This is a genomic window from Providencia sp. PROV004 (assembly GCF_011045615.1).
GTDB lineage: Bacteria > Pseudomonadota > Gammaproteobacteria > Enterobacterales > Enterobacteriaceae > Providencia > Providencia rettgeri.
Genome location: NZ_CP042859.1, coordinates 4,238,476 through 4,253,055, shown reverse-complemented (window position 1 = coordinate 4,253,055; position 14,580 = coordinate 4,238,476). Strand labels below are relative to the sequence as shown.

The window sequence follows — 14,580 nt, the reverse complement described above, 5'->3', positions numbered from 1 at the left end:
ATCCCTTGAGTGACATGGCGAAAAACCTGATTCTCTGGTTAGTCATCGCAGTTGTTCTGATGTCCTTGTTCCAGAGTTTTGGCCCAAGCGATTCGAATAGTCGCAGAGTCGATTATTCTACGTTTATCAATGAGTTAGCCCAGGATCAGGTGCGTGAAGTTCGTATCACCGGTCGTGAACTGAACGTCAGAAAGGCTGATAATAGCCGCTATACAACTTATCTTCCTATGCAGGATGAGAAGCTGTTAGACACTTTGCTGAATAAGCATGTGACGGTTGTTGGTGAACCACCAGAAGAACCTAGCTTACTGACATCTATTTTTATTTCCTGGTTCCCAATGCTTCTGTTGATTGGTGTCTGGATTTTCTTCATGCGCCAGATGCAAGGCGGTGGCGGCAAGGGGGCGATGTCATTTGGCAAAAGTAAAGCCCGCATGCTGACAGAAGATCAGATCAAAACAACATTTGCAGACGTTGCTGGGTGTGATGAAGCCAAAGAAGAAGTAGGCGAAATCGTAGAGTTTCTGCGTGAACCTGCTCGTTTCCAAAAACTTGGCGGTAAAATTCCAAAAGGCGTCCTGATGGTAGGGCCTCCAGGAACAGGTAAAACATTACTGGCAAAAGCTATCGCTGGTGAGGCAAAAGTCCCATTCTTCACTATTTCCGGTTCAGACTTCGTGGAAATGTTTGTGGGTGTGGGGGCTTCTCGTGTTCGTGATATGTTCGAACAAGCGAAAAAAGCAGCGCCTTGTATCATCTTTATCGATGAGATTGACGCAGTAGGTCGTCAACGTGGTGCCGGTCTTGGTGGTGGTCACGATGAGCGTGAGCAAACACTGAACCAAATGCTAGTTGAAATGGACGGTTTTGAAGGTAATGAGGGTATTATTGTTATCGCAGCAACTAACCGTGCTGACGTACTTGACCCTGCTTTATTACGTCCAGGTCGTTTTGACCGTCAGGTAGTTGTTGGCTTACCAGACGTTCGTGGCCGTGAACAAATTCTGAAAGTACATATGCGTCGTGTTCCTATCGACCCAAGCGTAGATACTTTCATTCTTGCTCGTGCAACACCTGGCTTCTCGGGTGCTGAATTGGCAAACTTGGTTAACGAAGCCGCGTTGTTTGCCGCACGTGCAAACATGCGTGTCGTTTCCATGGTTGAATTCGAAAAAGCGCGTGACAAAATTTGGATGGGTGCAGAGCGTCGTTCTCTGATGATGACCGAAGAGCAAAAAGAATCAACGGCTTACCATGAAGGTGGTCATATGATTATCGGTCATTTAATGCCAGAGCATGACCCTGTTCACAAAGTCACAATTGTTCCACGTGGTCAAGCACTGGGTGTGGCCTTCTTCTTACCGGAAGGTGATGAAGTTAGCCGTAGTCGCTTGAAACTCGAAGGTATGATTGCGACAGCCTATGCGGGGCGTATTGCTGAAGAACTGATTTACGGTCGCGATAAAGTAACGACGGGAGCATCTTCAGATATTCAGTTTGCAACTAATACGGCACGTAACATGGTAACGCAATGGGGCTTCTCAGACCGTTTAGGCCCAATGCAATACTCGAAAGAAGAAGGTCCAGCGTTCTTAGGTCGTTCTTCAGGTAATGGTTCTGGAATTTCTGATGAAACAGCACGTATTGTTGATGAAGAAATTAAGAAAATTTTAGACCACTGTTACCAACTGGCTTACAAAACACTGGAAGACAATATCGATATTCTACATGCAACGAAAGATGCATTACTGAAATATGAAACTATCGATATGCCAATGATTGATGATTTAATGAATCGTCGTCCAGTTCGTGAACCAGCGGGTTGGGATGAAGATAAAAAAGTCAGTAATGTGACGGGAACATTTGGTAAAGGTGCGGCAAATGTAGCAAAAACAGCCGAAAAACCTCAATCTGAAGAACCTAATAACAGTGCTGAAGAACCAAGTAATACCGATAATAGTAATAATACTGATGAATCAAAACCATCAGATAATAACGACAGCAAACCACAATAAGCGGTCGTGAAATAAAATACTAAGACCCCAGTTCGCTGGGGTTTTTTTCGTTAAGGAAAAATAACAATGCAAATCAAAGCGAGAGGCAGTGTTCTTGACTTATCCACACCAAAGGTGATGGGGATTTTGAATGTCACTCCTGATTCATTTTCAGATGGTGGCACTCATAATCGTTATCATGATGCGCTTGAGCATGTGGCAAAAATGGTTCAACATGGCGCGGCTATCATTGATATTGGTGGCGAATCGACCCGTCCTGGCGCCGCTGAAGTCTCTGTGAATGAGGAACTTGACCGAGTTATTCCCATTGTTGAAGCGATAGCACAGCGTTTTGATGTGTGGATTTCAGTTGATACTTCGAAAGCGAAAGTCATGGCCGAAGCTGCAAACGCAGGCATGCATATTATCAATGACATTCGTTCGCTCCATGAGCCAGGTGCATTAGAAGTTGCTGCGAAAACAGGTTTACCCGTTTGCATTATGCATATGCAAGGCCAGCCAAGAACGATGCAAGAAGCACCAAATTATGAAAACGTGGTGCGTGAAGTAAAAGACTATCTTGACGCTGAAATCACTCGATGCGTGACTGCAGGGATAGAGAGACAGCAAATTATCCTTGATCCAGGCTTTGGTTTTGGTAAGAACTTGTCGCATAATTACCAGTTATTGGCAAACTTAGAGCAATTTCATAATTTCGGACTACCGCTATTGGCAGGGATGTCACGTAAATCTATGATTGGACAATTATTAAATGTTCCACCACAAGAACGTCTCGCAGGCAGCCTAACTTGCGCAGTGATTGCTGCGATGCAAGGAGCACACATCATTCGAGTTCATGATGTCAAAGAAACCGTGCAAGCGATGCAAGTGGTACAGATGACTCTGTCAGAAAAGGAAAAATAAGCGTATGAGCGACCGTAAATATTTTGGTACTGATGGTATTCGTGGCAAAGTGGGCGATAGCCCAATTACCCCTGATTTTGTTTTAAAATTAGGTTGGGCGGCAGGAAAAGTTCTCGCACGTCATGGTTCTCGTAAAATTATTATTGGTAAAGATACGCGTATTTCTGGTTATATGTTGGAATCCTCGCTAGAAGCTGGCTTAGCTGCTGCAGGTTTATCTGCATCTTTCACTGGCCCAATGCCAACCCCTGCGGTCGCTTATTTAACACGTACTTTCCGCGCAGAAGCGGGGATTGTCATTTCAGCATCTCATAACCCATATTATGACAATGGGATTAAATTCTTCTCAATTGATGGAACCAAATTGCCTGATGAAGTCGAAGAAGCTATTGAAGCTGAAATGGAAAAGCCGATCACATGCGTTGAATCAGCAGAATTAGGTCGTGCAAACCGTATTGTCGATGCTGCGGGCCGTTATATTGAATTTTGTAAAGGTACGTTCCCGAACGAACAAAGCCTAGCAAGTTTAAAAATAGTGATTGACTGTGCTAACGGGGCGACTTATCACATCGCACCAAATGTGTTTCGTGAATTAGGGGCTGAGGTTATCACTATCGGTTGTGATCCTAATGGGATCAACATCAATGAAGAATGTGGTGCAACGGATGTGCGTCAATTGCAACAAAAAGTACTGGAAGAAAAAGCGCACGTTGGCTTGGCATTTGATGGTGATGGCGACCGCATTATCATGGTTGACCACCTCGGTGAAAAAGTCGATGGTGACCAAATCCTCTTTATTATTGCTCGTGAAGCACTACGTCAAGGCCAGCTAAAAGGCGGCGTAGTCGGAACACTAATGAGTAATATGGGATTAGAAATCGCTCTGAAACAGCTAGGAATTCCTTTTGAGCGTGCAAAAGTGGGCGACCGCTATGTCCTCGAAAAATTACAGGAAAAAGGTTGGCGCATGGGGGCTGAAAACTCAGGCCACGTGATTTTATTGGATAAAACGACTACTGGTGACGGGATTGTTGCAGGCTTGCAGGTATTAAGTGCTATGGTACGTAACCATATGAGCTTACATGACTTATGCAGTGGTATGAAATTATTACCTCAAGTGTTAGTCAATGTCCGTTTCAAAGGCCAACACGATCCACTACAAAGTGATGCGGTGGTTGCAGCGAACGAAGAAGTTGAAAAACAATTGGCAGGAAAAGGCCGTGTATTACTGAGAAAATCAGGAACAGAGCCGTTAATCCGTGTCATGGTTGAAGGTGAAAATGAAGCTGATGTGACTGCAATGGCAAACTATATTGCGGATGCTGTAAAAGCAGCGGGCTAAGTTATTATGGGTGAAGCTGAGCGATATTTTGATGATTTGTTGTTTTTTTCTGCAAATAATCAAATGGAATCAAAATAGACTTGCTTGTCGGCTCAGCTTTGGTTAGTATTCGCACCTGCTCAATCCCGTAAGAGTATTCTTTCACGGTCGAAATGAGTAGGTGTGCAGTGATAAAGGTCATAGCATTAGGCTATGCACCGCAACTGAATAGGTAACTCAAATGTATGTAGCTCTTTTAATTATTTTCTTGCTAGCGGCTATCGGGCTTATTGGTCTGATTATGTTACAGCAAGGTAAAGGTGCTGACATGGGAGCTTCATTCGGTGCGGGCGCTTCTGCAACACTGTTTGGTTCATCGGGCTCAGGTAACTTCATGACCCGTATGACTGGAATCTTGGCTGCTGTGTTTTTCATCATCAGTTTGATACTTGGCAATATGACTGCTAACAAGTACGGAACTGGTAGTGGTAGTAAGTGGGAAAACATTAGTGAACCTACAAAAGTCGAGCAACCAACAGACGTTCCGGCAGCACCAGCTACACCAACGAGCGATATCCCTCGTTAAGTGTGAAAGATTCCGAATGAAGGCAACTAATGCCATCATTAAGTAGTAAGCTCAGCGATGAGTGAGAAGTTAAAATTTGAGGTTATTGATTAACTATTGATAACCTCGCCTCAGTGCCGAGGTGGTGAAATTGGTATACACGCTACCTTGAGGTGGTAGTGCCTACAAAACGGGCGTACGGGTTCAAGTCCCGTCCTCGGCACCATTATTTTAGATGGCTTGTGATTTGCAGGTTATCTGTGTAGAATATGACACGTTTTCGAACGCGGGATGGAGCAGCTTGGTAGCTCGTCGGGCTCATAACCCGAAGGTCGTCGGTTCAAATCCGGCTCCCGCAACCATTTCTTATTCAACATACCTTGTCAGTATCTTAGTCTATAGTAGTTATCCGGTGTAGCAATCAAGTGCAGTTAACTAACAGCTCTCAAAATTTCTCATCGATTTCTCTAGATTTTACAGGTATAATAAGAATATGGTGAACCCGTGCACTACAGGGTCCAGTTGCATAAAGCCCCGAATTTCGGGGTTTTTTGTTATTTGACAATCGAATTAACTGGGCTTTTATAGCCCTTTTTTTATGTCTGGGGGTGGGCTTGTCCACATTAGAACAGAAATTAACAGAGATGATTTCAGCACCGGTGGAGGCGCTAGGCTTTGAATTTGTTGGCTTAGAGTTTATCCGTGGTCGCACATCGACACTGCGTGTCTTCATCGATAGTGAAGAAGGCATCACTGTTGATGATTGTGCTGATGTCAGCCATCAGGTCAGTGCAGTATTGGACGTTGAAGATCCAATTTCTGTCATTTATAACCTGGAAATATCGTCACCAGGGCTTGAGCGTCCATTATTCACTATTGCGCATTACGAGCGTTTTATGGGTGAAGAGGTGGCATTGACTTTGCGTATAGCAATGCAGAACCGCCGTAGGTGGCAAGGCGTTATTAAGGCCATAGACGGTGAAATGATTACGGTTACTGTAGATGGTAAGGATGAGGTGTTCGCCCTCGGCAACATCCAGAAAGCTAACTTGGTACCCCACTTTTAATAAAGTTCAATGAGGCAACTAGGATGAATAAAGAAATTCTGGCTGTTGTAGAAGCGGTTTCTAACGAAAAATCCCTCCCTCGTGAAAAAATCTTCGAGGCTCTGGAAACTGCATTAGCGACGGCGACTAAAAAGAAATACGAGCAAGAAATTGATGTCCGTGTAGAAATTGACCGTAAATCAGGTGATTTCGACACCTTCCGTCGTTGGTTAATTGTCGAAGAAGTCACAATGCCAACGCGTGAAATTACGTTAGAAGCGGCTCAATACGAAGATCCTGCACTGCAGCTTGGAGAGTACGTCGAAGACCAAATCGAGTCTGTTGTATTTGACCGTATTACCACTCAAACAGCTAAGCAAGTTATCGTACAGAAAGTACGCGAAGCAGAGCGTGCGATGGTTGTTGACCAATTCCGTGAGCAACAAGGTGAAATTATCACTGCTCAGGTGAAAAAAGTTAATCGTGAAAATATCACGTTAGACTTAGGCAATAACGCTGAGGCTGTGATTCTGCGTGAAGATATGTTGCCACGTGAAAACTTCCGTCCAGGTGACCGTATCCGCGGAGTCCTGTATGATGTTCGTCCTGAAGCGCGCGGCGCACAACTTTTTGTTACGCGTTCTCGCCCTGAAATGCTGATTGAGTTATTCCGCATTGAAGTGCCAGAAATCGGTGAAGAAATTATTGAAATCAAAGCCGCTGCCCGTGACCCAGGTTCTCGTGCAAAAATTGCGGTTAAAACTAATGACAAGCGTATCGACCCTGTTGGTGCTTGTGTTGGTATGCGTGGAGCGCGAGTTCAAGCCGTTTCTAGTGAATTAGGCGGCGAAAGAATTGATATTGTGTTATGGGACGATAACCCAGCTCAATTCGTTATTAATGCAATGGCTCCGGCTGATGTTGCATCTATCGTGGTCGATGAAGACAAATGTACGATGGATGTTGCCGTAGAAAGCAGTAATCTGGCGCAAGCCATCGGACGTAACGGTCAAAACGTGCGTCTGGCAGCGCAATTACTGAAAAAACACCGTGGTGATGACAAGTGGGAATTAAACGTCATGACCGCAGAAGAGCTTAATGCAAAACATCAGGCAGAAGCACATGCTTCTATTGATACATTCACCAAGCATCTTGATATTGATGAAGAGTTTGCCACTGCACTTGTTGAAGAAGGCTTCTCGACGTTAGAAGAACTGGCTTACGTGCCTATTAATGAACTTCTGGAAATTGATGGTCTTGATGAAGAGACTGTTGAAGTTCTACGTGAAAGAGCGAAAGCGGCCCTCACCACAATAGAATTGGCTCAAAAAGAGAGCCTAGGTGATAATCAGCCAGCAGAAGATTTGTTGAATCTTGAAGGTATGGATCGTACTCTTGCCTATAATTTGGCTACTCGTGGAATCTGTACACTGGAAGATCTTGCTGAGCAGGGCATCGACGACCTGATTGATATTGAAGGTCTGGATGATGAGAAAGCAGGTACGCTCATCATGGCCGCACGTAATATTTGCTGGTTCGGTAACGATGCGTAAACACTGTAGCAGGAAGGAACGGCATGACAGAAACTGTAAAAACATTGGCAACGGAAATTCAAACCACAGTTGATCGCCTGGTACAGCAATTTGCTGAAGCAGGGATCAAAAAAGGTGAGAATGACTCTGTTAGCCAGTCAGAAAAAGAAGCTTTACTGAGCCATTTAAACCGTGAACAAGGCGGAGTAGCGGGTCAGCCAAGCAAATTGACACTACAGCGCAAAACTCGTAGTACGCTGAGTGTCCCCGTCACCGGTGGCAAAAGCAAATCGGTAAATGTCGAAGTCCGCAAAAAACGCACTTATGTGAACCGTGATGCTGAAGAAGCAAAAGCGGAAGAGCAGGCGCAGCGTGAAGCGGAAGAGCAGGCACAGCGCGAAGCTGAAGAACTGGCACAACGTCAAGCAGAAGCAAAACGATTAGCAGAAGAAACAGCTAAACGTGAAGCGGAAGAAAAGGCAAAACGTGAAGCCCAAGAGAAAGCAAAACGTGAAGCAGCAGATAAAGCTACGCGCGAAGCAGCGGAAAGAGAAAAAGTGAAACCAAGCGAAAATCAACAAAAAGCAGGCAAAGCTGTAGAAAGTAATGCCGACAAACAACGCCGTGAAGCTGAAGCTGCGGAGCTAAAACGTAAAGCTGAAGAAGAAACTCAGCGCAAAGTTGAAGCAGAAGCACGTCGCGTGGCTGAAGAAGCACGCAAAATGGCTGAAGAAAACGGTGAAAAGTGGACTGCAGACACGAAAACTGAAGAAGATAGCGATTATCACACAACAACTTCGACGCACGCTCGTGCAGCCGAAGATGAAAGTGATGAGAAAGAAGAAGGCCGTCGTTCACGTAATCGTACTGCAAAAGCACCTCGCCAAAAGAAAGGTAATAAACTTTCTGAAAAAGCAGATCGCGAAGAAGAACGTGCCGCTGGCCGTTCAGGTCGCAGCAAAGGTAAGCAACGTAAAGGTAGTTCTTTACAACAAAGCTTTACTAAGCCAGCCGTTGCGGTTAACCGTGATGTGGTAATTGGTGAAACGATCACCGTTGGTGAACTTGCTAATAAAATGGCAGTAAAAGGTTCTCAAGTCATCAAAACTATGATGAAGATGGGCGCCATGGCGACTATCAACCAAGTGATTGACCAAGAAACTGCACAGTTAGTCGCAGAGGAAATGGGCCACAAAGTTATTCTGCGTCGTGAAAACGAATTAGAAGAAGCGGTAATGAATGACCGTGACACGGGTTCTGCACTTCAAGAGCCACGTGCGCCAGTTGTGACCATTATGGGTCACGTTGACCATGGTAAAACCTCTCTACTTGACTACATTCGTTCAACGAAAGTAGCATCAGGTGAAGCGGGTGGTATTACTCAGCACATTGGTGCTTACCACGTACAAACTGACAAGGGTATGATCACCTTCTTAGATACCCCAGGTCATGCCGCGTTTACTTCAATGCGTGCTCGTGGTGCTCAGGCAACGGATATCGTTGTTCTGGTTGTTGCCGCAGACGATGGTGTTATGCCACAAACAATTGAAGCTATTCAGCATGCGAAAGCGGCAGGTGTGCCAATTGTTGTCGCGGTAAATAAAATTGATAAACCAGAAGCAGACCCAGATCGCGTTAGAAATGAGCTGTCTCAGTACGGTGTTATTTCTGAAGATTGGGGTGGTGATACTCAGTTCATCAGCGTTTCTGCGAAGAAAGGTACCGGTATTGATGAGCTGCTCGATGCTATCTTGCTGCAAGCTGAAGTCTTAGAACTGAAAGCGGTATATGCAGGTATGGCAAGCGGTGTCGTTGTTGAATCGTACTTAGACAAAGGTCGTGGCCCAGTTGCAACAATCCTGGTTCAAGAAGGTACATTGAACAAAGGCGATATCGTCCTGTGTGGTTTCGAATATGGCCGTATTCGTGCAATGCGTAACGAATTAGGTAAAGAAGTTCAATCTGCAGGTCCTTCTATGCCTGTTGAGATTTTAGGTTTATCTAACGTGCCTTCGGCGGGTGATGAAGCCACCGTTGTACGTGACGAGAAAAAAGCACGTGAAGTTGCCCTGTACCGTCAAGGTAAATTCCGTGATGTTAAATTAGCTCGCCAGCAGAAATCTAAACTGGAAAACATGTTTGCTAACATGGAAGAAGGTAAAGTATCTGAGCTGAACATCGTTCTGAAAACCGACGTTCAAGGTACTTGTGAAGCGATTACTGACTCTCTAATGAAGCTGTCGACTGATGAAGTTAAAATTAAGATCATCGGTTCTGGTGTCGGTGGTATCACTGAAACTGACGCAACATTAGCTGCGGCATCGAATGCTATTATCTTAGGCTTCAACGTACGTGCAGATGCTTCTGCTCGTCGTGTGATTGAAAGTGAAAGTGTTGACTTACGCTACTACTCTGTTATCTATAGCTTAATTGATGAAATCAAACAAGCGATGAGCGGTATGTTAGCGCCTGAATACAAACAGCAAATCATTGGTCTGGCAGAAGTTCGTGATGTGTTTAAATCACCGAAATTCGGTGCTGTTGCTGGTTGTATGGTCACTGAAGGCACCATCAAACGTAATAACCCAATCCGTGTATTACGTGATAACGTCGTTATCTATGAAGGTGAATTAGAATCACTGCGTCGCTTTAAAGATGACGTCAATGAAGTTCGTAACGGTATGGAATGTGGTATCGGCGTTAAGAACTACAACGACGTTCGCGTTGGCGATATGATCGAAGTCTTCGAAATCATTGAAGTTAAGCGTTCTATCGACGGTTAATTTTGTGGGAGCCCACGAAGTATCGTGATTACAAAATAGTGTTATAAGGGGGCGATAGCCCCCTTTATTGTCAGGAGATATAACGATGGCAAAAGAATTCAGTCGTGCTCAGCGCGTTGCGCAAGAGATGCAAAAAGAAATTGCGATCATCTTACAACGTGAGATCAAAGACCCACGTATTGGTATGGCTACTGTTTCAGGTGTCGAGTTATCTCGCGATCTTGCATACGGTAAAGTCTTTGTGACCTTCTTCAATATCGCTAATGATAAAAGTGAAGAAGAAATGGTTGCAGACGGCATTAAAGCATTAAATGAAGCATCAGGCTTTATACGTTCATTAATTGGAAAAGCAATGCGTTTGCGTATTATTCCTGAGTTAACATTTGAGTATGACAACTCTCTTGTTGATGGTATGCGGATGTCTAATTTAGTGTCAAATGTGATCCGCGATGATGAAAAACGTCGTGCGGATGTTAGTGATAAAGAGGAAAAATAATGGGGCGTCGTCGTAGCGGCCGTAATATTGACGGTGTAGTGCTGCTGGATAAACCCACGGATATTTCTTCAAATGATGCGCTGCAAAAAGTGCGGCGCTTTTTTAATGCCAATAAAGCTGGGCATACGGGGGCACTTGACCCTCTCGCAACAGGTATGTTGCCTGTTTGCCTCGGCGAAGCGACGAAATTTTCCCAGTTTCTACTCGATTCAGATAAACGTTATCGCGTCATTGCTCGTCTTGGACAACGTACTGACACGTCAGATTCACACGGCGAAATTATCAGTGAGCGTAACGTAGAGTTTACACAGCAGCAATTGGATGACGCTTTAGCGTTTTTCCGCGGTGATACATTACAAGTTCCTTCAATGTATTCTGCGCTGAAACATCAAGGTCGTCCATTGTATGAATATGCGCGTAAAGGAATTACGGTTGAGCGTGAAGCTCGTCCAATTACAGTGTATGAATTGCAGTTTATTCGTTTAGAAAACAATGAATTAGAGCTGGAGATACACTGTTCTAAAGGAACCTATATTCGTACCATTATTGATGACCTAGGTGAGATGTTAGGCTGTGGTGCGCATGTGATTTACTTGCGTCGAGTGCAAGTGGCTAATTATCCTTATGAGCGAATGGTAACATTAGAGCAATTAGCCGCTTTACGAGCAAAAGTAGATGCAGGTGAAGGGTCTTTTGAGTCCTTGCTTGATACTTTATTATTGCCAATGGATACCGCAGTCGTTCATTTCCCAGCTGTAAATATTACAGAGGAAACAGCGGCTTACTTTAAACAGGGGCAACCTGTAAGAGCTGCGGTTGAAGGCCTTGAAGAAGACGGTATGGTTCGAGTCACTTGTGGTACAGCGCAGCGGTTTATCGGCATTGCTCTGGTGAGTGAGGATGGACGTATCGCACCGAAGCGTTTGGTTGTGGAAAATGAACAGCCCGCGTAGTAGCGCTTATTGCTTTGCTGCCTTAAGCAGCGTAGAATAGCGGCGCTTAATCTTGAGATGCTAAATTAGAGATTGGCTCTCATCACTTACATTAATCATTTTGGAGTTTATTATGTCTCTAAGTAATGAAGCGAAAGCTAAAATCGTTGCTGAGTTCGGCCGCGGTGAAAATGACACTGGTTCAAGCGAAGTTCAAATCGCTCTGCTGACTGCACAAATCAACCACCTGCAAAGCCACTTTGCAGAGCACAAAAAAGATCACCACAGCCGTCGTGGTCTGCTGCGTATGGTTGCTCAGCGCCGTCGCTTACAAGCTTACTTGAAAGGTAAAGATATCGCGCGTTACACTGCTCTTATCGAGCGTTTAGGTCTGCGTCGCTAATCTTACTCTAGATAATTTGAGTTGCAGCTAGGCGACAAATGAGTGAGTTGCTAGGTATATACATCAGTATGTGGCTAGTACAAGTGAATGTGGTCAGCAACGTTGCAACTTGAAGTATGACGAGTAGAGTCAGTTTCAGAGAAAAGGGGCCAGAGGCCCCTTTTCTTCTAAAAGTTATTTTGAAAGTTGAAGTAATACTCGAATTATACTTAACTTAAATGCTAAGCTATAAGTCGTAGTAAGCTGTTTTATTAATGCCTCTTCGCTGCATCCGATTCGCGCGGCTAATGAGAGAGCTGATCACTGGAATATCAGTATTCTCATTAGTCGCGAGGCTGTAGTAGGAAGAGTAAGCCAATGCTCCCTGAGAATCTCAGGTAGCCTTACAAAAAGGGTAATATAGTGTTAAATCCTATTGTTCGTAAATTCCAATACGGTCAACATACTGTCTCGATTGAAACAGGTATGATTGCACGCCAAGCATCTGCTGCTGTTATGGTTAACATGGATGACACTGCAGTATTTGTGACTGCAGTTGCACAGAAAAAAGTGAAAGAAGGTCAAGACTTCTTCCCTTTAACTGTTAACTATCAAGAACGTACATATGCAGCGGGCCGTATCCCAGGAAGCTTCTTCCGTCGTGAAGGTCGTCCTGGTGAAGGTGAAACGTTAATCGCTCGTCTGATTGACCGTCCTCTACGCCCTCTGTTCCCAGAAGGTTTTTATAACGAAATTCAAATCATTGCGACTGTTGTGTCTGTTAACCCACAAGTTAATCCAGATATTGTTGCGATGATCGGTGCGTCTGCAGTATTAGCACTGTCAGGTGTTCCATTTAATGGCCCAATCGGTGCGGCACGTGTTGGTTTTATCAATGACCAATATGTTCTGAACCCTACAGCAGACGAGCTGAAAAACAGCCGTTTGGACTTAGTGGTTGCAGGTACTGATAACGCGGTATTAATGGTTGAATCTGAAGCTGATTTATTAAGCGAAGAGCAAATGTTAGGTGCGGTGGTATTTGGCCACGACCAACAACAAGTTGTTATTCAGAATATCAATGAATTAGTGAAAGAAGCGGGTAAAGAGAAATGGGATTGGCAGCCAGAGCCAGTTAACCAAGCTCTGCATGACCGTGTTGCACAATTAGCTGAAAGCCGTATGGGCGACGCTTACCGCATCACTGAGAAACAAGAGCGCTACGCGCAGGTTGACTTAATCAAAGAAGAAGTCACTGCAGTATTAGTTGCTGAAGACGAAAACGTTGATGTTTCTGAAGTTGCTGACATTTTAGCAAGCTTAGAAAAACAAGTTGTTCGTAGCCGTGTTATCCGTGGTGAGCCACGCATCGATGGCCGCGAAAAAGATATGGTTCGCGCTCTGGACGTTCGTACAGGAGTTCTGCCACGTACTCACGGTTCTGCACTGTTTACTCGTGGTGAAACTCAAGCACTGGTAACGGCAACGTTAGGTACAGAACGTGATGCGCAGGTTATCGACCAATTAATGGGCGAATATACTGACCGTTTCTTATTCCATTACAATTTCCCTCCATACTCTGTTGGTGAAACTGGTATGGTGGGTTCACCAAAACGTCGTGAAATCGGCCATGGCCGTTTAGCGAAACGTGGTGTGTTAGCAGTAATGCCAGACCACGCTGATTTCCCATACACTATCCGTGTTGTATCTGAAATCACTGAATCTAATGGTTCATCATCAATGGCATCTGTTTGTGGTGCATCATTAGCACTGATGGATGCTGGTGTGCCAATTAAAGCCGCTGTTGCAGGTATTGCAATGGGTCTGGTGAAAGAAGGTAACGATTTCGTTGTTCTGTCTGACATCTTAGGTGACGAAGACCACTTAGGTGACATGGACTTTAAAGTAGCTGGTAGCCGTGAAGGTATCAGTGCACTGCAAATGGACATCAAAATCGAAGGTATCACACGTGAAATCATGCAAGTTGCTCTGAACCAAGCAAAAGGTGCACGTCTGCACATTCTTGGTACAATGGAACAAGCAATTAATGGTCCACGTGAAGAGATCTCTGAATTTGCACCACGCATTTACACGATCAAAATTAACTCAGACAAAATCAAAGATGTCATCGGTAAAGGTGGTTCAGTGATCCGTGCATTAACGGAAGAAACTGGCACAACGATTGAAATCGAAGATGATGGTACTGTTAAGATTGCCGCAACTGATGGCCTGAAAGCGAAAGAAGCCATTCGTCGTATCGAAGACATTACTGCAGAAGTTGAAGTGGGCCGCATTTACCCAGGTAAAGTAACCCGTATCGTCGACTTTGGTGCATTCGTTGCGATTGGTGGGGGTAAAGAAGGTCTGGTTCATATTTCTCAAATCGCGGACAAGCGTGTTGAGAAAGTGACAGATTACCTGCAAATGGGTCAAGAAGTTCCTGTTAAGGTATTGGAAATTGACCGTCAAGGTCGTATCCGTCTTAGCATGAAAGAAGCGGTAGCAACTGAAGAATCAACTGCACAGCCGCAGGACTCAGCAGAGTAAGCTGACCTAACAGCGCTCTATTAAGTTAGGGCGCTATCAGCCTAAATTTGCTGAAACC

At 44.6% G+C, this 14,580-nt stretch carries 11 protein-coding genes and 2 tRNA genes; all 13 read left to right on the top strand.

Annotation, left to right across the window (positions count from 1 at the left end; translation table 11 throughout):
* Window positions 1–5 precede the first annotated feature (5 nt).
* The 13 genes from ftsH to pnp all read left to right on the top strand — a co-directional run bounded on the left by ftsH (window position 6) and on the right by pnp (window position 14,522).
* Window positions 6–2,015, top strand: a complete 2,010-nt coding sequence (gene ftsH / locus FVA69_RS19610) for an ATP-dependent zinc metalloprotease FtsH (protein ID WP_004907466.1) — start codon at window positions 6–8, stop codon at window positions 2,013–2,015.
* A 66-nt stretch (window positions 2,016–2,081) separates the two neighbouring features.
* Complete coding sequence (gene folP / locus FVA69_RS19605; protein ID WP_004907467.1) at window positions 2,082–2,918, top strand: dihydropteroate synthase; 837 nt, start codon at window positions 2,082–2,084, stop codon at window positions 2,916–2,918.
* 4 nt (window positions 2,919–2,922) lie between these two features.
* Window positions 2,923–4,260, top strand: a complete 1,338-nt coding sequence (gene glmM / locus FVA69_RS19600; RefSeq protein ID WP_004907470.1) for a phosphoglucosamine mutase — start codon at window positions 2,923–2,925, stop codon at window positions 4,258–4,260.
* 220 nt (window positions 4,261–4,480) lie between these two features.
* The gene (secG, locus tag FVA69_RS19595; RefSeq protein ID WP_004905902.1) at window positions 4,481–4,825 is read left to right on the top strand and encodes a preprotein translocase subunit SecG; all 345 of its coding nucleotides are present in this window, start codon (window positions 4,481–4,483) and stop codon (window positions 4,823–4,825) included.
* A gap of 115 nt (window positions 4,826–4,940) precedes the next feature.
* Window positions 4,941–5,030: transfer RNA gene (locus FVA69_RS19590), tRNA-Leu, on the top strand.
* 59 nt (window positions 5,031–5,089) lie between these two features.
* Window positions 5,090–5,166, top strand: a tRNA-Met gene (locus tag FVA69_RS19585).
* A 252-nt stretch (window positions 5,167–5,418) separates the two neighbouring features.
* Window positions 5,419–5,871, top strand: coding sequence for a ribosome maturation factor RimP (gene rimP / locus FVA69_RS19580; RefSeq protein ID WP_004907471.1), 453 nt, complete (start codon window positions 5,419–5,421; stop codon window positions 5,869–5,871).
* A 23-nt stretch (window positions 5,872–5,894) separates the two neighbouring features.
* Complete coding sequence (nusA, locus tag FVA69_RS19575) at window positions 5,895–7,403, top strand: transcription termination factor NusA (RefSeq protein ID WP_004905898.1); 1,509 nt, start codon at window positions 5,895–5,897, stop codon at window positions 7,401–7,403.
* Between the two features lie 23 nt (window positions 7,404–7,426).
* Entirely contained in the window at window positions 7,427–10,165 is a 2,739-nt protein-coding gene (gene infB / locus FVA69_RS19570) for a translation initiation factor IF-2 (RefSeq protein WP_109912120.1), read from the top strand.
* A gap of 85 nt (window positions 10,166–10,250) precedes the next feature.
* Window positions 10,251–10,661: a 30S ribosome-binding factor RbfA gene (rbfA, locus tag FVA69_RS19565; protein ID WP_004905894.1), complete on the top strand. Its 411-nt coding sequence runs from the start codon at window positions 10,251–10,253 to the stop codon at window positions 10,659–10,661.
* Window positions 10,661–11,614 (top strand): tRNA pseudouridine(55) synthase TruB, encoded by a 954-nt coding sequence (gene truB, locus FVA69_RS19560; RefSeq protein WP_109912119.1) that lies wholly within the window; start codon window positions 10,661–10,663, stop codon window positions 11,612–11,614. The genes rbfA and truB overlap by 1 nt, the downstream gene beginning before the upstream one ends.
* A gap of 112 nt (window positions 11,615–11,726) precedes the next feature.
* A complete protein-coding gene (gene rpsO / locus FVA69_RS19555; RefSeq protein WP_004905890.1) occupies window positions 11,727–11,996 on the top strand; it encodes a 30S ribosomal protein S15 in 270 nt (89 codons plus the stop codon).
* A gap of 402 nt (window positions 11,997–12,398) precedes the next feature.
* Window positions 12,399–14,522: a polyribonucleotide nucleotidyltransferase gene (gene pnp, locus FVA69_RS19550; RefSeq protein WP_004907477.1), complete on the top strand. Its 2,124-nt coding sequence runs from the start codon at window positions 12,399–12,401 to the stop codon at window positions 14,520–14,522.
* The last annotated feature ends 58 nt before the right edge of the window (window positions 14,523–14,580 follow it).